Raw genomic sequence first — 18,634 nt, 5'->3', positions numbered from 1 at the left:
TGGCCCGCCGTCCACGAACCGAGGAGACCCTTCGTTTTGATGAACGACCTTGCGAACTTCTTGCAGTTCACCAGTTGGCCGCCCCGGCCGGACTGGCTGTTCTGGGCCTCGCTGACGATGGTGGCGGCCGGCCTGCTGGGCGAGCTGGTGAACCGCCGTCTCGGCCTGCCGCGCGTCGTCGGCTACAGCGTCGTCGGCATGGTGCTGGCGGCGATGGGTCACGGCATCTTCGCCAACGGCGCGCTGGACGCGCGGTTGCGGCTGGTCGTCGATCTGGCGCTGGCGCTGCTGCTCTTCGAGATGGGCTCACGCGTCAACCTGCGCTGGTTGCGCAACAACAAGGCGCTGCTCGGCGCCAGCGCGGCCGAGGCCACGCTGAGCTTCGTCGCCGTCGGCTACGGCCTGACGCTGCTGGGCGTGAGCCCGTTGCTGTCGATCAGTTGCGCCGTGTTGACGATGGCGGCCAGCGGTGCCGTGATCGGCCGCGTCGGCGCGGAACTGCGCGCGGCCGGCCAGGTCAACGAGCGCATGCTCGCGCTCGCCTCGCTGAACACGATCTACGGCGTGCTGGCGCACAAGCTGCTGCTGGGCTGGCTGCAGCTCGACCAGAAGGGCGACTGGCTGGAGGCGGTGGCGCAGCCGCTGTACGCGTTCATCGGCTCGATCCTGGTGGCGACGCTGCTGGCGCGGCTGATCGCGTGGCTGATGCGCCGGCTGGACCTGCGCAACGAGAACTCGGTGTTGATGCTGCTGGGGCTGGTGATGGTGGCGCTGAGCGTGGCGCGGGTGCTGAACCTGTCGACGCTGCTGGTGCCGCTGCTGGCGGGCATGGTCCTGCGCAACACGACGGAGCGTCCGTGGGTCTGGCCGCGCCACTTCGGCACGGCGGGCGGGGTGCTGGTGCTGATGCTGTTCGTCGCGGTCGGCTCGGCGTGGACGCTGCAGGCGCTGGCGGCCGGCGCGGTGCTGGCGCTGGCGCTGCTGTTGCTGCGCCTGCTGGCGAAGTCGCTGGCGCTGGTCGGCATGGCCCGGGTCAGCGGCATCGACGCGCGCCAGGGCATCGCGCTGGCGGTGTGCCTGAGCCCGGTGTCGGGATCGACGCTGGTGCTGTTCAGCGAGCTGCAGATGCACCACGCGGCCGTGGCGGCGCAACTGGCGCCGATCATCCTGTCCACGATCGCGATGATGGAATTGATCGGGCCGATCGCCGTGCAATGGGGTCTGAGACTCGCCGGTGAACATCAACCGCATGAAACGCCGGTCCGGGAGGCCAAGCGATGAGTTTGGAACCCTTTGCCATCTCCAAGCCGTTGACGATGGGCGTGGAGCTGGAGCTCCAGATCGTCAACCGGCACGACTACGACCTGATGCCCGGCTCCAAGGACCTGTTGCGCCTGATGGCCGGCGAGACCCTGCCGGGCGACGTCACGCCCGAGATCACCGACAGCATGATCGAGCTCTGCACCAACGTGTGCACGAACTACGAGCAGGTGCTGGAGCAGTTGACGGTCACCCGCGACGCGCTGGTGCGCTGCGCCGACAAGCTCAACCTGGGCCTGTCCGGCGGCGGCACGCACCCGTACCAGCACTGGAGCAAGCAGCGCATCTTCGACAAGCCGCGCTTCCACGAAATCTCGGGGCTCTACGGCTACTTGAGCAAGCAGTTCACCGTCTTCGGGCAGCACGTGCACATCGGTTGCGAAGGCCCCGATCACGCGCTGCGGCTGCTGCACGGGCTGTCGCGTTTCATTCCGCATCTGATCGCGCTGTCGGCCTCCTCGCCGTATGTGCAGGGCAATGACACGGGCTTTCACTCGGCGCGGCTGAACTCGGTGTTCGCGTTCCCGCTGTCGGGCCGCGCGCCGTTCGTGCTGACGTGGGACGACTTCCTGGTCTTCTTCGAGAAGATGACGCACACCGGTGTCGTGCGCAGCATGAAGGACTTCTACTGGGACATCCGGCCCAAGCCGGAGTTCGGCACGATCGAGGTGCGGGTGCTCGACACGCCGCTGACAATCGAGAAGGCATCGGCGCTGGCGGCGCTGATCCAGTGCCTGGCGCGGTGGATCTCGCACGACCAGCCCTTCGCGCTGGCCGAGGACGACTACCTGCCCTACACCTTCAACCGCTTTCAGGCCTGCCGCTTCGGGCTGGACGGCACCTTCGTGGACCCCAAGAGCGGCGAGCACCGCAGCCTGCGCGAAGACCTCAACGTCACGCTGCACGCGCTGGAGCCGCACGCGGTCGCGCTGAAGGCGGAACCGGCGTTGCGTTACGTCCGCGAGGAAATGCGCTGGCAGGGCAACGACGCGACGTGGGCGCGTGGCGTCGTGGAGAAGGAGCAGCTGCTGAACGAGCTGGTGCGGCAGCAGTGCGAGCGGTGGGCGGGGAGGCCGGTGGCGGGGCGGTGAGCGGCGATGTGACCTCCGCATGTGGTGCTCTCGCTCGAGATCGCCCCTGCGATCTCGAGCAGCGTCCGTCGCGCGATCACGCCGCCTGTCGCCCCACCCGCGTCACGCGCCTCGTTGACTCGGTCAGCATCCCGCCCTCCTCCAAGGCCTCGCGAATACCGAATTCCTCCAGGGCATAGACGCCATAGGCGGAGCGCCAGAGGAAGCCCTTCTCCTTCAGTGCTTCCAGGGCGTCCTGCACGGTCTGGAGGTTGATCGGCTCGGTCGTCTGATTGCCGTCGTCCAACTCGATCACGAGCCGATAGGTCTCCATCGTCCGGGTCCAGAAGGGCACGAAGTGCCTGCCTTGCGCCGCCAGGACGCGAAGCACGGCGGACTGGAGCGGGCTGAGGAGACCGACCAGATCCAGCAGGTTGTCGATGCGCGAGCGTGCCCGGGACTCGACGGCCTCGGTGAACACGGCAATCGCGTCCTCCGCAGTCCAATCGCAGCACGCGGCGAGCGCATTCAGCCCCGACTGCATCCATTCCGGGCGATAGCCCGAGCGCTGGAAAAGCGATGACAGGCCCTCGACGGTCAGCGCCGCCGAAGCCGGCGCGCGATCGCAAAGCCAATCCAGGTAGTCCGCGCCCAGCGGTGGAAACTCTTTCATCGGCGCGCAGAAGAAGGCCTGATCCTTCCACTCGACAAGCATCGCGAGCTTGTCCCGGTTCGAGCCGGTCGCCACGATGCGCAGCCCATGGTGCGGCCCCATGTTCAGTTTGTCCCGGGCGGCCTTCAGCGCATACAGGACGTTGCTGCCTTTCTCGGTCGTGATCGCATGTTGCGCTTCGTCGACGATCAGCACGATCAGGCGTCCGCATTCGTCCGAGAGCGTTGCCAACGCCTTGGCCAGCGAAACCTGCCTACCCAGGCCGACACGGTCCATGGTGAAGCTCACACCACCCATTTGCAGCCGCTCCATGCCGGCGGCGCGCGCGAAGCGCAGCACCACGCCATCATGTCGCGCGAGCTCTTCACGAATGGCTTCGATGATCACGTCGCCGGGATCCTGATCGCGCCCTTCCCACAGGTCGGTGTAGATGACGATGGCGCCTCGGCGCTTCAGCTCGGGGCAAAGGTCTTGCTGCAGAAACGTCGACTTGCCTGTGCGGCGGCGAGCGCCGAGAAAGAGGCCTGAACTGGCTGGCGCCATATCGACATCCAGAATGTGCGTCGCCAGCTCCTGCGCCAGTGCGGTGCGATGAAAGATTGCCATGGGTACTTCTCCAGATCGATTCAACAAGGGCGGACGTGATCGCCGATTGCCACGCGGACTCGCCGAGCGGCCATTGGAATCACGAGCACGCGTGCTGTGCGCAGCGGCGTGCACGCTCTCTGATCTGGATCAAAGACCTATCTCAGTTCCTTCTTCAGCGGGAGAGGTGCCAGGTCTTGTCAGCGCGCCGTCAGGGGCAGCCCATGGCGTCTGCTGACTGGGGTGGTCCTCATGGGAGATCGCGATCGTCGATCTCAATCCACGTTCTGCGCGATCCGCCACAGCACGCCGGACGGATCGATCAAGCAGAAGTCCCTCATGCGCCACGGCTGCGTTTCGATCTCCCCGACCGTGACGCCGTACTTCGCGGCGACGCCGCTGTCCTTCACCCGCGCCCACCACGCATCCACGTCCTCGACGAGCAGGTGCATCGCGAAGTTCTCCGGGAGCGTTTCGTCGCAGAAGTCCTGCAGCAGGAAGCTGGAGTTGCCGACATGGAAGTAGGCGATGCCGCCGCCATCGGAGGCCATCGTGAAGCCGAGATCCCGGTAGAACTGCTTCGACAGCTCGAAGTCCCTGGCGGGGACGAAGGCCTTGATCTCGGTGACGCGCAGGTTGGTCATGGGACTCTCCGAAGTTTCGTGGTCGAGGCGCCAGAGTCTCTCAAATCGCTTGGACTCCAGCATGACGATGTCCGGCACGGCATGCACGCCGGCCCATGAGGGCGGCCAGGTCACGGCCCGCTCTCGGACATGACCTCATCCGGCGTTGATCTCTTCCAACTGCTCCGCGGTCCCCACATTCGCCCACGCCCCGTCATACAGGTCGACGGTCACGGCGCGCGCCTGGATCGCGCGGTCCAGCGCGACGCGGATGCGCTCGTGCACGCCCGGCTTGACGCCGTCGAAGAACGCGCGCTTGTACAGGCCGATGTTGCTGTAGACCCGCAGGTCGCCGCCGATGGTGGCGAAGCCGTCGGCGTCGATGCCGAAGTCGCCCGTCGGGTGGCGCGGCTGCGTGGGCACCAGCCACAGATGCGCCAGCAGCGGGCTCGCCGCGAAGACCGCGGCCCGCGCCGGATCGAAGGCGAAATCGGGAATGAAGATATCCGCCGACACCGCCCAAAAGGCGTCGTCGCCATCCGCGCACAGCAGGTCGAGCGCCGTGGCGATGCCGCCGCCGGTCTCCAGCGCCTGGCCGTAGCGCTCGCCCTCATGGCTGTAATGCAGCCGCACGCCGAAGCGCGCGCCGTCGCCCAGCGTCGCCTCGAACTGCTCGGCCAGCCACGCGGTGTTGATGACGATGTCCCGGATGCCGGCGCGGGCGAAGGCTTCGATGTGCCATTCGATCAGCGGCTTGCCGCGCACGGTCAGCAGCGGCTTGGGCGTGTGGTCGGTCAACGGCCGCATGCGCTCGCCGCGCCCGGCCGCGAGGATCATGGCTCGCATCGATCAGTCCTGGAAATGGGACCGCGAGTGTAGAGGGCCATCCCGCACACACACCTAGAATGCGGGGTTTGCTCCTCAACTCCCGAGACCACCATGGCCGAGACCAGCGCTGCCGTCGCCACCCCCAACACCACCCAGATGGCCAACGCCATCCGTGCCCTGGCGATGGACGCCGTCCAGCAAGCCAACTCCGGCCACCCGGGTGCGCCGATGGGCATGGCCGACATCGCCGTCGCGCTGTGGAAGCGCCACCTGCGCCACAACCCGGCCAACCCGCACTGGCCCGACCGTGACCGCTTCGTGCTGTCCAACGGCCACGGCTCGATGCTGATCTACGCGCTGCTGCACCTGACCGGCTACGACCTGCCGATCGAGCAGCTCAAGGCCTTCCGCCAGCTGCACAGCAAGACCCCCGGCCACCCCGAGGTCGGCATTACCCCGGGTGTCGAGACCACCACCGGTCCGCTTGGCCAGGGCATCACCAACGCCGTGGGCCTGGCGCTGGCGGAGAAGCAGCTCGCCAAGGAATTCAACCGCGACGGCCACACCCTGGTCGACCATCACACCTACGTCTTCATGGGTGACGGCTGCCTGATGGAAGGCATCAGCCACGAGGCCTGCGCGCTGGCCGGCGCCTGGAAGCTGAACAAGCTGATCGCCATCTACGACGACAACGGCATCTCCATCGACGGCCAGGTCGCGCCCTGGTTCATCGACGACACCGCCAAGCGTTTCGAGGCCTACGGCTGGAACGTCGTCGGTCCGGTCGACGGCCATGACGTCGACGCCGTCGACGCCGCCATCGCGCTGGCCAAGACCAGCAAGGACAAGCCCAGCCTGGTCATCGCCAAGACCCACATCGGCAAGGGCAGCCCGAACCGCGCCAACACCTCCAAGGCCCACGGCGAGCCTCTGGGCACCGAGGAAATCAAGCTGACCCGCGAGGCGCTGGGCTGGACGCACGAACCCTTCGTGCTGCCCGCCGAGGTCTATGCCGACTGGGACGCCAAGGCCGCCGGCGCCGCGTTCGAGTCCGCGTGGGACGACAAGTTCGACGCCTACGCGACGCAGTTCCCCGAGCTGGGCGCCGAATTCGCGCGCCGCATGGCCGGCGTGCTGCCGCCCAACTTCGCCGACGTCGCCGCGCAGGCCGTCATCGGCGCGCATGACAAGGCCGAGACCGTGGCCTCGCGCAAGGCCAGCCAGATCGCGCTGGAAGCCTTCACCGCGGCGCTGCCCGAGCTGCTGGGCGGCTCGGCCGACCTGACCGGCTCCAACCTGACCAACACCAAGAGCACGCCCGCCTTCCGCCTGGAAGCCGACGGCAGCTCCAACGGCGGCCGCCACATCAACTACGGCGTGCGCGAGTTCGGCATGGCCGCGATCATGAACGGCGTCGCGCTGCATGGCGGCTTCATCCCCTACGGCGGCACCTTCCTGACCTTCAGCGACTACAGCCGCAACGCCATCCGCATGGCCGCGCTGATGAAGCTGCGCGTGATCCACGTCTTCACGCACGACTCCATCGGCCTGGGCGAGGACGGCCCGACCCACCAGTCGGTCGAGCACGTCTCCAGCCTGCGCCTGATCCCCGGCCTGGACGTCTGGCGCCCGGGCGACACGGCGGAGACCGCGGTCGCCTGGACCATGGCCATCGCCAACGGCAGCCGCCCCAGCGTGCTGGCCCTGAGCCGCCAGAACCTGAACTACGCCGTCAAGTCCGGCCAGGCCGTGGACGACATCACCAAGGGCGGCTACGTGCTGAGCGAGCCGGCCGACATCGGCCTGAAGAAGAAGCTCAAGAAGCCCGTGGCGGTGCTGATCGCCACCGGCTCGGAAGTGCAACTGGCCATCGCCGCGCAGCAGCAGCTGGCGGTGGCGGGCATCCCGGTGCGCGTGGTGTCGATGCCCAGCACCAGCGTGTTCGATCGGCAGGACGCCAAGTACAAGAAGAGCGTGCTGCCGGAAGGTCTGCCGCGGATCGCCATCGAGGCCGGCGTGTCGGCCTACTGGTGGAAGTACGGCGTGTCGGCCGTCGTCGGCCTGGACACCTACGGCGAATCGGCCCCGGCCAACGTGCTGTTCAAGCACTTCGGCTTCACGCCGGAGAACGTCGCCGACACCGTCAAGGTGGTGCTGGGCAAGGCGCGGTTGAAGGGCTGAGCCCGCATCGACTGGAGAAATCCAGCATGACCGGAAGAGGTGCCTCGCGCACCTCTTTTCACGTCCGCTCGCGCGGCCTGGATGCCACGCGCGGACAGCGCTCAGAAATCCATGAACGAGGGAGGAACGCATGATTGCGACAGGACTGACTCGAGCCCTGAAGGGCATGGCGGTGGCGATGCCCGTTGCGCTGGCGCTGATCGGCAGCGGCGCCGCGCGGGCGCAGGAGCGGGTGGATCTGCTGCCTCCGGTGCCCATCCTGGAACGGACGTTGACCGAGGGCACCTGCCTGACACGCCCCGCGGAGCCGCTGTATTACCCGTCCCGGTCGTGGCGCATGGAAGAAAGCGGTCTGTTCCGCTTCGCCCTCACCTTCTCGCGGCCGGACCGCGCGCCGGACGTGGAGGTGCTGACCGCCGCGGGCAACCAGCAACTGCTTCAGGCGGCCAAGGCCCGCGTGACTCAGCACCGGCTGCCTTGCATGGCCTCTGACGCGCCCGCGCAGCAAGTGATCGAGGAAATCTCCTTCAACGCGACGCCGCGCCCGGAATCCCACGCGGTCGCGCCTTCCGCCGCCCCTCATCCGGCGCGCGCGAAAGCGCTGTGGGCCTGCCTGCGCACGCCTGAGACGCCACCAGCGGCGCAGCCGCCCGACTTCGGCACCAAGACCGCCACCACGGTCCTCCTCTTCAAGTTCACCGCGCCGGACGCTCCTCCGACCATCGAGGTGATCTACAACTCCGGCTCCGACGCCTTGCTGGCGGTGTTCAAGGCCTATGTCTCGTCGTACCGGATGCCTTGCCTGACCGCGGAGGACGCATCGCCGGTGACCCAGCAAATGTTCCGCTACGCCGTGGACGATGTCCGCCAGACGCTGGCGGACCCGCTGCCGTTGAGAGCCCTCCTCGCGAACGTGAAAGACATCCGCAACATGGTGGCCAAGTTCGACTTCGATGCGATGGGCTGTCCGTTCGACGTGACCTGGACCCTGTGGCGGCCCGCCATGCCCAATGACGCGCGGCAGGTCGCCTCCGCGGACGCCTACGACGCGCGCCGCGAGCCCTTCCTGAAGTGGCTCACCACGCTGGAACTGAATCTCACGCCGGAGCGCTTCGAGCAGTTGCTCGGTTCGACGACCCGGATTCAGGTGCCCTGCGGGAGCTTGAACCTGGCGGCGAACGAATGACAGGACGGTCGAGCTCGGCACCGCGGCAAGCGGCAGCGGCGCGGCCGACGTCCTGAGAAGGCACCGCCTCACCAACTCCCCGGCAAACCCGGATTCGAGGGGCAAGAGGATCGTGGACACTCCCGCCTCCGGCATGGGCCGGAAGGATCACAAGCTCTGGAAATGCGTCCGGCGAGACGCAGGGGCTGAGGGAGCAAAACATGACACATCCGTTGACCCGCGCGGCGAAGCACCTCGCGCTGGCCCTGCCCTTTGCGGCGTTGATGACCGGCACCGCCGCGCTGGCCCAGGTCTCGGCGGCCGCCGATGATCGCGGCGCGGAAACGCTCAAATGCCTCGTTCAACCGGACACGCCGCTCGCGTATCCGCAGCAGGCGATCGAGCATGCCGGCCTGATCCGCGTCGAACTGACCTTCACCGCCGCGGACCGGGAGCCGGCCGTGAAGGCGCTGGCGCAACTGGCGCCGCGGTTGCTCGTCGATGCCGCGCTGGCACGCGGTCGGAGCTACCGGCTGCCCTGCATGACCCCGGGGCAGGCCCCGGTCAAGGCGGTGCAGACCTTCCGTTTCTCCCCTCGGGCGGAGGGGCAGGTCATGCAGAACACGCCCACCGCCATCCGCGGCGACCTGCCCATCGATCTGATGATGGAATGCCTGCGCACGCCGCCCAAGCGTTTCGACCCTCGGGCCGCCGGCCCGATCGCGGCCCCGATCGGCAACGCGCTGCTGCGGATGACCTTCACCGGCGGAGAAACGCCCCCCGAGGTCGAGGTGCTCCACAACTCGCTGCCCAAGGGCCTGTTCGCCGACTACCTCTCGTGGGCCCGACGGTGGCGGCTGCCCTGCGCCCCCACGACCGGCGAGCCGGTGAGCTTCCATCACCGGTACATCTTCACCAACGGCGAGAAGAAGCTCACCTTCGCGCGACCGCTCACGCTGCGGGAGTTCGTGGCCCTGCTCCGCGACGACGCCACCACCCGCGGTGCCGACTTCGATCTCGATTCGATGGCCTGCCCGTTCACGGTCCGCCTGCAGCCCTGGCAACCCGCGACAGGCAATTGGGTTCGGGAACTGGGCCGGCCCCACCCCGACCGCACCGAGTTCCTGCGCTGGCTCGAAGTCGTGCGATTCGAGTTCGACGACGCGACCTGGGAGCGCGCCGCGGGCGTGGAGATCGACGTCCAGGTGCCCTGCGGCACGCTGAATCTATCGGCCGACACCCCACGAAGCTGACAGCCCCGCCCCCGTCGCCGGGTAACCCGCTCGAAACAGATCCCCTCGCCGATCTGTTCAAATCGACGGTTTTCGGCGATCCGCGCCCTCCGCCACGGCGGCCCGCGCGGCGGTGCCGATCAGGACATCCCGGCGCGGCGCGGCCTCGGTCGCCGCCGCGCCCGAACGATCACCGCGATTTCATTTCACTTCCAGGAGACCTTCCTCATGACCATCAAGATCGGTATCAACGGTTTCGGCCGCATCGGCCGCATGGTGTTCCGCGCCGCCGTGAAGAACTTCAAGGACATCCAGATCGTCGGCATCAACGACCTGCTGGAGCCTGACTACCTGGCCTACATGCTGCAGTACGACAGCGTGCACGGCCGCTTCGACGGCGACGTGGTGGTCGACGGCAACACGCTGATCGTCAACGGCCAGCGCATCCGCCTGACGCAGGTCAAGGATCCGGCCGAGCTGAAGTGGAACGAGGTCGGCGCCGACATCGTGGTCGAGGCCACCGGCCTGTTCCTGACCAAGGAAACCGGCGAGAAGCACCTGGCCGCCGGCGCCAAGAAGGTCATCATGTCGGCCCCCTCCAAGGACGACACGCCGATGTTCGTCTACGGCGTCAACGACAAGACCTACGCCGGCCAGGCCATCATCTCCAATGCCAGCTGCACCACCAACTGCCTGGCCCCGCTGGCCAAGGTGCTGAACGACAAGTGGGGCATCAAGCGCGGCCTGATGACCACCGTGCACGCCACCACCGCCACGCAGAAGACCGTCGACGGCCCGTCCAACAAGGACTGGCGCGGCGGCCGCGGCATCCTGGAAAACATCATCCCCAGCTCCACCGGCGCCGCCAAGGCCGTCGGCGTGGTCATCCCCGAGCTGAACAAGAAGCTCACCGGCATGTCCTTCCGCGTGCCGACTTCGGACGTCTCGGTCGTCGACCTGACCGTCGAGCTCGACAACAACGCCACCTACGCCGAAATCTGCGCCGAAATGAAGGCCCAGAGCGAAGGCGCCCTGAAGGGCGTGCTGGGCTACACCGAGGACAAGGTCGTCGCCACCGACTTCCGCGGCGACCCGCGCACCTCCATCTTCGACGCCGACGCCGGCATCGCCCTGGACGGCACCTTCGTCAAGCTGGTGTCCTGGTACGACAACGAGTGGGGCTACTCGAACAAGGTGCTGGAGATGGTCAAGGTCATCGCCAAGTAATCGAGACCTTCCCCCCGGCCTGACGCGTCGTTCCGACGGCGCTCCGGCCCCTCGAAGCCCCGCCTCGCGCGGGGCTTTTTGATGGACGCTCCATTGGCGGAACCATCGGCGGATCCATCGGCGGCCGCGACGGGCCGCTCGTTCCGTCCCTGAACAAGCCACCCGCCGCCACGACATCCCCGCCATTTGCGTGATTCTTCCCACCTTTGGAGGTGGTGAAGGGGCGTAAATGTGTCATGTCATTAGCAATTTCTTAGCAGAGGCCCACCTAAACTGGCTAGTCCCGTTCCGTCGGAGCTGTCCATGCCTGCCCTGTTCCTGCCGCAGTCCTCGCGGCCCTCTCGGCCCTTGAAATTCATCGCTGGCGCGGCCGGCCTGCTGGCGGCGCTTGCCGTGTCCACCGCCGCGATGGCGGCCGGCGTCGCCGGATCAGCCACGGCGCTGAACCCGGATCAACAGCCGAACTACGCCCGCGTGATCGTGCGCTTCAAGCAGGAGGCGTCGACCGTGAAGGCACGGCCGCTGGCCGCGCGCGCCACCGCCACGGAGGCGGCCGACGTCGCCCAGGTGCGCGGCACCACGCTGGGCTTGCGCCACGACATGTCGCTGCGCGCCCGCCGCAGCCTGGACACGCGGACCCACGTCTACACCGCCACCGGCATGAGCTCCGTCGAGCTGGCGCGCCGCCTGGCCGCCGACGGGGAAGTCGAGTCGGTGGAGGTCGACCGCTGGTGGCGCCATTACTCGGTGCCCAACGACCCGCTGTACGCGACCGCGGCGGCGGGCGGCGTGACCGCGGGCCAGTGGTACCTGAAGGCGCCGGACTCTACCGTCGTGTCGTCCATCAACGCGCCGTCGGCGTGGGACACGGCCACCGGCACGGGCGTGGTCGTCGCCGTGCTGGACACCGGCGCGCGGCTGGATCATCCCGACCTGGCCGGGCAGTTCCTGCCGGGCTATGACGTGATCGGCTTCTCCAACAGCAGCAGCGAGGCCATCGCCACCGCCAACGACGGCAACGGCGCGGACAGCGATCCGAGCGACCCCGGCGACTGGGTCAGCCAGGCCGACATCGACAGCGGCCGGCTCGGCACCAGTTGCACCAAGGACGACATCGCCAACAGCTCCTGGCACGGCACGCGGGTCTCCGGCCTGATCGCGGCGGCGACCAACAACGGCCTGGGCATGGCGGGTGTCGCGTACAACGCCAAGATCCTGCCGGTGCGGGTGCTGGGCAAGTGCGGCGGCTGGCAGTCGGACATCGACGCCGGCATGCGCTGGGCCGCCGGCCTCTCCGTGCCGGGCCTGCCGGCCAACCCCAACCCGGCCAAGGTCATCAACATGAGCCTGGGCAGCGACGGCAGTTGCTCCAGCACCTATCAGAGCGCCGTCAACGCCGTCACCACCGCGGGCGTGACCGTCGTCGCGGCGGCGGGCAACGGCGTCGACAACACGGATCCGACCAAGGCCGGTGGCATCGGAGTCGGCACGCCGGCCAACTGCGCCAACGTGATCGGCGTCGCGGGGCTGCGCCATGCGGGAACCAAGGTCGGCTTCTCCAACCTCGGCCCGCAGGTGTCGATCAGCGCGCCGGGCGGCAACTGCGTCAACGCGACCGGCGCCTGCCTCTACGCGATCCTCTCGACCAGCAACAGCGGCACGACGACGCCGGTCGCCGCCGACAACGCGTACAACTACACCGGTGTCGGCACCAGCTTCTCGACCCCGCTGGTCAGCGGCACGGTGGCGCTGATGCTGTCGATCAACGCCAGCCTGACGCCGGCGCAGATCAGGAGCACGCTGATGTCGACGGCTCGCGCGTTCCCGGCGGCGGCCGCCGGTGTCGCGCAATGCGTGGCCGGCAACAGCACCACGCCGCAGCAGGAGTGCAACTGCACGACCAGCACCTGCGGCGCCGGCATGCTGGACGCCAACGCCGCCGTGAAGGCCGTGGTGCCGACATCGACCACGCCGCCCACCACCCCCACCGCCTCGCCGGCCCCGCCTGCCACCAGCTCCGGCGGCGGTGGCGCGATGAGCGGCCTGTGGCTCGCCGCGCTGGCCCTGGCGGCGATCGCGCTGCGGTGGCCGAAGCGCAGCATCTCGCGGCGCTAGCGCGCCAGGCCCGAGGCTCGCTGCCTCGCTGCCTCGCTGCCTCGACAGGCATCCAGTTGCAGTCCTCGGTACCGAAACTGCGGAGCACCTCGGTGATCGGGGACGGGAGGGCATGGTTTTTTGCGCAGGCAACGGCCCCATGCCCTCGCGGCCAACGCGCCTTGCCCGGCAGGGGGCGGTCTCGCAACGTGCGACAGACGGCGTACTGAGCCCGTCAGCGAAAGGCGGGGGGCGGCTTCCTCATAAGTCCCAAAATCGTCAGCCGCCCCCCGCCTTTCGCTGCCTCCAGAGCAGCGTCCTGGCACGAGGCACTTAGCGGCTGGATGAGATTCCCGCGCGGCTCGCGGCGCTTCCCGCGCCAACGGCCGTCGAGGCCGCCGAAGGCGAGGCAGCGCTGGCCGACGACGACGAGGCGCCATTCGATGCCGCGTCCACTTCGCAGCTCTTGCGGGCCGCACCCCAGGGTGGATTGGCGATCGCGTCGAGCTTGCCGAGCTGCAAGCCATCCACCCGCGTCAGCTTGAAGACCGCCTGCGACTGCGGTGCCTGCAGGCGCAGCACGCGCAGGCCCTTGTAGTTGCGCCGCGTCATCGCGTCGAGCGCGGCCTGCGCCGCCGCCTCGCTGTCATGCTTGCTCAGCACCAGCGTCGGCTGCTCATCCGGGAAGCCCTGCAGCGGCTCGAAGCTGATCTTCGCGCTGCGGTAGGTGTCTTCCTTGCGCTCGCGGAAATCCTTGCTGGGCATCTTGATCGTGGCCAGCGCCCACACGCCGGCACCTTCGGTCGACTCCATCTGCCAGGACGACGACGCAATGCCCGCCGCCGTCAGCGCCGCCGCGGCCCGCCGCGCCGGCTCCTCGCCCGTCAACGGTCCGAGCTCGACGCAGGACAGCGTGGCCAACTGCGTGACCGCCTTCTGATTCAGCAGCGCGAGCCGCTCGGGGTGGAGCTGCTGCTCCAGCCGCGGCGCCTGCGGAGCCGCCGCGGCGATCCAGCCGCGATTCCACGCGAATACCAGCACGTTGGCGACGAACAGCAGGATGACCGCGGCACGCAGCATCGGCGCTTACCCCTGGCCCGTCGAGGCGCTGCCCAGGCGCACGCTGACCTCGCCGCCGCTGACGGTCTGGCGACCGTGGGGGGTGTCGATCAGCAGTTCACCGCGGTCGTTGACGCCGGCGGCGATGCCTTCGAGCGTGCCGGCCGTGATCGGCTGGCCGCGCAGCAGGTCGCGCGCCTCGAAGCGCTCGCGCCAGGCGCCGAAACCGTCGCCGGGGAAGCTCGCCAGCGCCTTCACCAATGCCGGCGCCAACCGGGCCAGCGCCTGCGGCGGCGTGATGTCGGCGACCAGTTCCTGCAGGCAGGCGAAGCCGGTGTTGAGCTGCGAGTCCGCGACCTTCGCGCGGTCGGAGATATTCAGGCCCACACCCACCACCGCCATGCGCGAGGAGCCCGCCGGCACGGTCTCGATCAGGATGCCGCCGAGCTTGCGGTCGTCGAGCCACAGGTCGTTCGGCCACTTCAGTTGAAGGCGACGACCGTCGGGGTCCAGCGCTTCGGCGATGGCCACGCCGACGACCAGCGACAGGCCCGACCAGTCCGTGACCTCCAGCGGCAGCGACAGCGAGAACGTCAGCGACGCGCCCGCCGTGCTGTGCCAGCTGCGCCCCTGGCGGCCGCGACCGTGGGTCTGGTGTTCGGCGATCAGCAGGCAGGGGTGCAGGTCGTGCAGACGACGACCATACGGGCGGTCATCGCCCGCGCGACCGCCGCCGCGGCCGGCCGCGGTGGCGTGCTCGTCACGCCGCACGCGCTCGACGAGCGTCGCGTTGGTGGACTCCGCCCGCGCCAGTACCTCGATGCTGAGGCCCGGCAGCAGCGGTTCCAGCTCTAGCCACAGGGCTTCAGCGCCCCAGTTCTGATGTTCTTGCATCGCCGCGAGTCTGTGATCTTGCGATCCGTCTTGGTCTTCCCGGGCTTGCCCGGTGGTGAGTCCCGAGTCTAGAGGGAGAAGCGCCCCGGCAACCCCCTGCCACCCCGAATCGGTGCCTGTAGGATCTTCCAGGGTGGGTCGATACCGACCGCGCCGGCCAGCCGCCCGGTCGACGCGCTCAGCGCTTGGGCGACAGCATCGTGCCGCGGCAACCCGGGCTGCCGCAGCGGCACTCGAAGCGCTTCTTCACCTTGGCCGTGTATCGCTCGTCGACCACCAGGCCGTAGTCGTAGAACAGTTCCTCGCCCGGGGAGATGTCCGTCAGGGCATGGATGAAGACGCGGCCCTTGGACTCGCGGGCCTCGCAGTTCGGGGCGCAGGCATGGTTGATCCAGCGCGCCTTGTTGCCCCCGACGGCGGCGTCGATGACGTTGTCGCCGTTCTCGAGGTGGAAGAAGAAGGTATGGTCCGGCTGGGCCGGGTCGTGCGGGTGGCGCCGCAGCGCCTCGTCCCACTCGATCCGTTCGCCCTTGTATTCGATGACCTTTTCACCGGCCTTCAGCGACACCAACGCGTAGACACCGCGACCATGCACGCCGGAGGCCCGCACCTCGATCCGCGCCGCGCGGGAGCCGGACTTGCCGGCCGCCGCCGCGTCGTCCCGCGGCGCGGCGCGGCCGCCGGTCCTGGCCTTGCGGGCCTTGACGGGCTTGTCCTGCGGGGCGGTGGCACTCGAAGCGGGGCTTTGTTGCGGCATGGAGCGAGTCCGGTACATTGAATTCATGGGTGCGCGCGCGTGTATGTGCGCGCGAGGCCGGATTGTAGGCAGGCGTTCGGGGGGTTCTGAACGTCCTGAGCCATAACGAAAGAAGCAAGCGCATGAGCAAGGCATTGGTGATCGCGGAGAAGCCGTCGGTGGCGCAAGACATCGTCAAGGCGCTGACTCCGCTGTCGGGCAAGTTCGAGAAGCACGACGAATATTTCGAGAACGACGAGTACGTCGTCAGCTCCGCCGTCGGCCATCTGGTCGAGATCAAGGCGCCCGAGGAGTTCGACGTCAAGCGCGGCAAGTGGAGCTTCGCCCACCTGCCCGTCATCCCGCCCCACTTCGACCTCAATCCGATCGACAAGAGCAAGGGCCGCCTGAACGCGCTGGTCAAGCTGATCAAGCGCAAGGACGTCACGTCGCTGATCAACGCCTGCGACGCGGGCCGCGAGGGTGAACTGATCTTCCGCCTGATCGTCCAGTACGCCGGCAGCGCCAAGACCGCCGTCAACAAGCCGGTCAGCCGGCTGTGGCTGCAGTCGATGACGCCGCAAGCGATCCGCGACGGCTTCGAGCGGCTGCGCACCGACCAGCAGATGCTGCCGCTGGCCGACGCCGCGCGGTGCCGCTCGGAGGCCGACTGGCTGGTGGGCATCAACGGCACGCGCGCGATGACCGCGTTCAACTCCCGCGACGGCGGTTTCTTCCTGACCACCGTCGGCCGCGTGCAGACGCCGACGCTGTCCATCGTCGTCGAGCGCGAGGAAAAGATCCGCAAGCACGTCTACCGCGATTACTGGGAAATCCGCGGCACCTTCGACGCCGTCGCCGGCCAGTACGAGGGCAAGTGGTTCGACCCCGCGTGGAAGAAGAGCGACGACCCCGAGAAGCGCGCCGACCGCGTCTGGACGCAGGCCGAGGCCGACGCGATCGCCGCCGCGGTGCTGACCCAGCCCGCCACGGTCACGGAAGAATCCAAGCCCAGCACCCAGGCCAGCCCCGGCCTGTACGACCTGACGACGCTGCAGCGCGAGGCCAACTCGCGCTTCGGCTTCTCGGCCAAGACGACGCTGGGCCTGGCGCAGGCGCTGTATGAAAAGCACAAGGTGCTGACCTACCCCCGGACCGACTCGCGCTACCTGCCCGAGGACTACCTGGGCGTGGCGAAGCAGACCGCCGAGATGATCGCCAGCGAGGACCTGCCCGGCCCGCTGCAGGCGCTGGCCCCGCATGCCCGCACGGCGCTGGACAGCGGCTACATCAAGCCGACCAAGAAGGTCTTCGACAACAGCAAGGTGTCGGATCACTTCGCCATCATCCCGACGCTGCAGGCGCCGCGCAGCCTGACCGAGGCCGAGGCCAAGCTCTACGACATGGTCGTCAAGCGCTTCCTGGCCGTGTTCTTCCCGGCCGCCGAGTTCCAGGTCACCACCCGCATCTCGACCGTCAAGACGGCCGACAAGTCCTACAGCTTCCAGACCAACGGCAAGGTGCTGGTCAAGCCGGGCTGGCAGGCCGTCTACGGCAAGGAGGCGACCGACGAGAACGCCGAGCCGGGCACCAGCGGCGCGATGCTGGTGCCGGTCGGACCGGGCGAGGTCGTGCGCACCGAGGGCGCCGACGTCAAGGCGCTGCAGACCAAGCCGCCGGCCCGCTACACCGAAGCGACGCTGCTGTCCGCGATGGAAGGCGCCGGCAAGCTGGTCGACGACGACGAGCTGCGCGAGGCCATGGGCGAGAAGGGCCTGGGCACGCCGGCCACGCGCGCCGCCATCATCGAAGGCCTGCTGGCCGAGAAGTACATGCTGCGCGAGGGCCGCGAGCTGATCCCCACCGCCAAGGCCTTCCAGCTGATGACGCTGCTGCGCGGCCTGGGCGTCGAGGAACTGACCAAGCCCGAGCTGACCGGCAACTGGGAGTACCAGCTGTCCGAGATGGAGAAGGGCCGCCTCAAGCGCGAGGCCTTCATGGCCGAGATCGCCGCGATGACCGAACGCGTCGTGCAGAAGGCCAAGGAGTACGACCGCGACACCATCCCCGGCGACTACGCCACGCTCAAGACGCCCTGCCCGAAGTGCGGCGGCGTGGTGAAGGAGAACTACCGCCGCTTCACCTGCACCGGCAAGACCGGCCAGGGCGACGAGTGCGGCTTCTCCATCCCCAAGATCCCGGGCGGCCGCAGCTTCGAGCTGCATGAAGTCGAGGCCTTCCTGCGCGACAAGAAGATCGGCCCGCTGGAGGGCTTCCGCTCCAAGGCCGGCTGGCCGTTCACCGCCGAGCTGGCGCTGGTCTTCGACGCCGAGATCGACAACTGGAAGCTGGAGTTCGACTTCGGCGAGGACGCGAAGAAGGCCGAGGAGAACGGCGAGCCGGTGGACTTCTCCGGCCAGGACTCGCTGGGCCATTGCCCCAAGTGCAACGGCCGCGTGTTCGACTTCGGCAGCAACTACGTCTGCGAGCACGCCGTCGGCGCCAACGTCACCTGCGACTTCAAGAGCGGCAAGATCATCCTGCAGCAGCCGATCGAGCCCGCGCAGATGGCCAAGCTGCTGGCGAGCGGCAAGACGGACCTGCTGGAGAACTTCGTCTCCAACAAGACCCGCCGCAAGTTCAAGGCCTTCCTGACCTACGACAAGAAGGAAGGCAAGGTGGTGTTCGAGTTCGAGCCCCGCGCCGCCAAGACCGGCGGCAAGCCGCCCGCGAAGAAGGCCGCGGCGAAGAAGGCGACGGCCAAGTCCTGATCGGCGGCGCGGCGCGACTGAGCGGCCTTCCTCCGCTCGGTCCGCGCCCGCCATGTCCTTTCGTTTCCCGACCTCCCCGTTCCCGCTGGCCGGCTTCGGCATCGACGACAGCGAACCCCCAGCGCCCGCGCCCCGCGCCGCGGACCCGCGCGCCGATGTGTCGGACGGTGTGCTCG

General features: G+C 68.3%; 14 protein-coding genes. 8 read left to right on the top strand and 6 right to left on the bottom strand.

Annotated elements, in window-relative coordinates:
* Positions 1 to 39: 39 nt before the first annotated feature.
* The gene (locus CDN99_RS22210; protein WP_238139658.1) at positions 40 to 1,281 is read left to right on the top strand and encodes a cation:proton antiporter; all 1,242 of its coding nucleotides are present in this window, start codon (positions 40 to 42) and stop codon (positions 1,279 to 1,281) included.
* Positions 1,278 to 2,411 (top strand): YbdK family carboxylate-amine ligase, encoded by a 1,134-nt coding sequence (locus CDN99_RS22205; RefSeq protein ID WP_088387099.1) that lies wholly within the window; start codon positions 1,278 to 1,280, stop codon positions 2,409 to 2,411. The genes CDN99_RS22210 and CDN99_RS22205 overlap by 4 nt, the downstream gene beginning before the upstream one ends.
* A gap of 76 nt (positions 2,412 to 2,487) precedes the next feature.
* Here CDN99_RS22205 and CDN99_RS22200 read toward each other — a convergent pair whose 3' ends face one another.
* The 3 genes from CDN99_RS22200 to murU form a co-directional block, all read right to left on the bottom strand.
* Entirely contained in the window at positions 2,488 to 3,669 is a 1,182-nt protein-coding gene (locus CDN99_RS22200; protein ID WP_088387098.1) for an ATPase, read from the bottom strand.
* Positions 3,670 to 3,923: 254 nt separating this feature from the next.
* Positions 3,924 to 4,292, bottom strand: a complete 369-nt coding sequence (locus CDN99_RS22195) for a VOC family protein (RefSeq protein ID WP_088387193.1) — start codon at positions 4,290 to 4,292, stop codon at positions 3,924 to 3,926.
* A 135-nt stretch (positions 4,293 to 4,427) separates the two neighbouring features.
* Entirely contained in the window at positions 4,428 to 5,117 is a 690-nt protein-coding gene (murU, locus tag CDN99_RS22190; protein WP_088387097.1) for an N-acetylmuramate alpha-1-phosphate uridylyltransferase MurU, read from the bottom strand.
* A gap of 93 nt (positions 5,118 to 5,210) precedes the next feature.
* On the opposite strand from murU, the gene tkt reads away from it, so the two are divergent.
* The 5 genes from tkt (at position 5,211) to CDN99_RS22165 (ending at position 13,019) form a co-directional block, all read left to right on the top strand.
* Positions 5,211 to 7,280 (top strand): transketolase, encoded by a 2,070-nt coding sequence (gene tkt / locus CDN99_RS22185; protein WP_088387096.1) that lies wholly within the window; start codon positions 5,211 to 5,213, stop codon positions 7,278 to 7,280.
* A gap of 130 nt (positions 7,281 to 7,410) precedes the next feature.
* Positions 7,411 to 8,466 (top strand): hypothetical protein, encoded by a 1,056-nt coding sequence (locus tag CDN99_RS22180; RefSeq protein ID WP_141100923.1) that lies wholly within the window; start codon positions 7,411 to 7,413, stop codon positions 8,464 to 8,466.
* Between the two features lie 200 nt (positions 8,467 to 8,666).
* A complete protein-coding gene (locus CDN99_RS22175) occupies positions 8,667 to 9,698 on the top strand; it encodes a hypothetical protein (RefSeq protein WP_088387094.1) in 1,032 nt (343 codons plus the stop codon).
* 207 nt (positions 9,699 to 9,905) lie between these two features.
* Positions 9,906 to 10,904 carry a type I glyceraldehyde-3-phosphate dehydrogenase gene (gene gap, locus CDN99_RS22170; RefSeq protein ID WP_088387093.1) on the top strand — a complete coding sequence of 333 codons (999 nt, stop codon included), beginning with the start codon at positions 9,906 to 9,908 and terminating at the stop codon, positions 10,902 to 10,904.
* A 303-nt stretch (positions 10,905 to 11,207) separates the two neighbouring features.
* A complete protein-coding gene (locus CDN99_RS22165) occupies positions 11,208 to 13,019 on the top strand; it encodes a S8 family peptidase (protein ID WP_169727056.1) in 1,812 nt (603 codons plus the stop codon).
* A gap of 312 nt (positions 13,020 to 13,331) precedes the next feature.
* On the opposite strand, the gene CDN99_RS22160 is transcribed toward CDN99_RS22165, so the two are convergent.
* The 3 genes from CDN99_RS22160 to CDN99_RS22150 all read right to left on the bottom strand — a co-directional run bounded on the left by CDN99_RS22160 (position 13,332) and on the right by CDN99_RS22150 (position 15,708).
* Positions 13,332 to 14,078, bottom strand: a complete 747-nt coding sequence (locus CDN99_RS22160; RefSeq protein ID WP_088387092.1) for a hypothetical protein — start codon at positions 14,076 to 14,078, stop codon at positions 13,332 to 13,334.
* Between the two features lie 6 nt (positions 14,079 to 14,084).
* The gene (locus CDN99_RS22155; protein ID WP_088387091.1) at positions 14,085 to 14,951 is read right to left on the bottom strand and encodes a biotin--[acetyl-CoA-carboxylase] ligase; all 867 of its coding nucleotides are present in this window, start codon (positions 14,949 to 14,951) and stop codon (positions 14,085 to 14,087) included.
* 178 nt (positions 14,952 to 15,129) lie between these two features.
* A complete protein-coding gene (locus tag CDN99_RS22150; RefSeq protein WP_088387090.1) occupies positions 15,130 to 15,708 on the bottom strand; it encodes an SET domain-containing protein in 579 nt (192 codons plus the stop codon).
* Between the two features lie 122 nt (positions 15,709 to 15,830).
* On the opposite strand from CDN99_RS22150, the gene CDN99_RS22145 reads away from it, so the two are divergent.
* Entirely contained in the window at positions 15,831 to 18,458 is a 2,628-nt protein-coding gene (locus tag CDN99_RS22145; RefSeq protein ID WP_088387089.1) for a DNA topoisomerase III, read from the top strand.
* The last annotated feature ends 176 nt before the right edge of the window (positions 18,459 to 18,634 follow it).

The sequence above is a fragment of the Roseateles aquatilis genome, from assembly GCF_002205645.1.
Taxonomy (GTDB): domain Bacteria; phylum Pseudomonadota; class Gammaproteobacteria; order Burkholderiales; family Burkholderiaceae_C; genus Roseateles; species Roseateles aquatilis.
This window is presented reverse-complemented; position numbering and strand designations above follow the sequence as displayed.

Coding starts and splice junctions, on each gene's coding strand:
- CDN99_RS22145 (WP_088387089.1), top strand. CDS start 15,831: ATGAGCAAGGCATTGGTGATCGCGGAGAAGCCGTCGGTGGCGCAAGAC.
- CDN99_RS22200 (WP_088387098.1), bottom strand. CDS start 3,669: ATGGCAATCTTTCATCGCACCGCACTGGCGCAGGAGCTGGCGACGCAC.
- CDN99_RS22155 (WP_088387091.1), bottom strand. CDS start 14,951: ATGCAAGAACATCAGAACTGGGGCGCTGAAGCCCTGTGGCTAGAGCTG.
- CDN99_RS22210 (WP_238139658.1), top strand. CDS start 40: ATGAACGACCTTGCGAACTTCTTGCAGTTCACCAGTTGGCCGCCCCGG.
- CDN99_RS22205 (WP_088387099.1), top strand. CDS start 1,278: ATGAGTTTGGAACCCTTTGCCATCTCCAAGCCGTTGACGATGGGCGTG.
- CDN99_RS22195 (WP_088387193.1), bottom strand. CDS start 4,292: ATGACCAACCTGCGCGTCACCGAGATCAAGGCCTTCGTCCCCGCCAGG.
- murU (WP_088387097.1), bottom strand. CDS start 5,117: ATGCGAGCCATGATCCTCGCGGCCGGGCGCGGCGAGCGCATGCGGCCG.
- CDN99_RS22150 (WP_088387090.1), bottom strand. CDS start 15,708: ATGCCGCAACAAAGCCCCGCTTCGAGTGCCACCGCCCCGCAGGACAAG.
- CDN99_RS22180 (WP_141100923.1), top strand. CDS start 7,411: ATGATTGCGACAGGACTGACTCGAGCCCTGAAGGGCATGGCGGTGGCG.
- CDN99_RS22175 (WP_088387094.1), top strand. CDS start 8,667: ATGACACATCCGTTGACCCGCGCGGCGAAGCACCTCGCGCTGGCCCTG.
- tkt (WP_088387096.1), top strand. CDS start 5,211: ATGGCCGAGACCAGCGCTGCCGTCGCCACCCCCAACACCACCCAGATG.
- gap (WP_088387093.1), top strand. CDS start 9,906: ATGACCATCAAGATCGGTATCAACGGTTTCGGCCGCATCGGCCGCATG.
- CDN99_RS22160 (WP_088387092.1), bottom strand. CDS start 14,078: ATGCTGCGTGCCGCGGTCATCCTGCTGTTCGTCGCCAACGTGCTGGTA.
- CDN99_RS22165 (WP_169727056.1), top strand. CDS start 11,208: ATGCCTGCCCTGTTCCTGCCGCAGTCCTCGCGGCCCTCTCGGCCCTTG.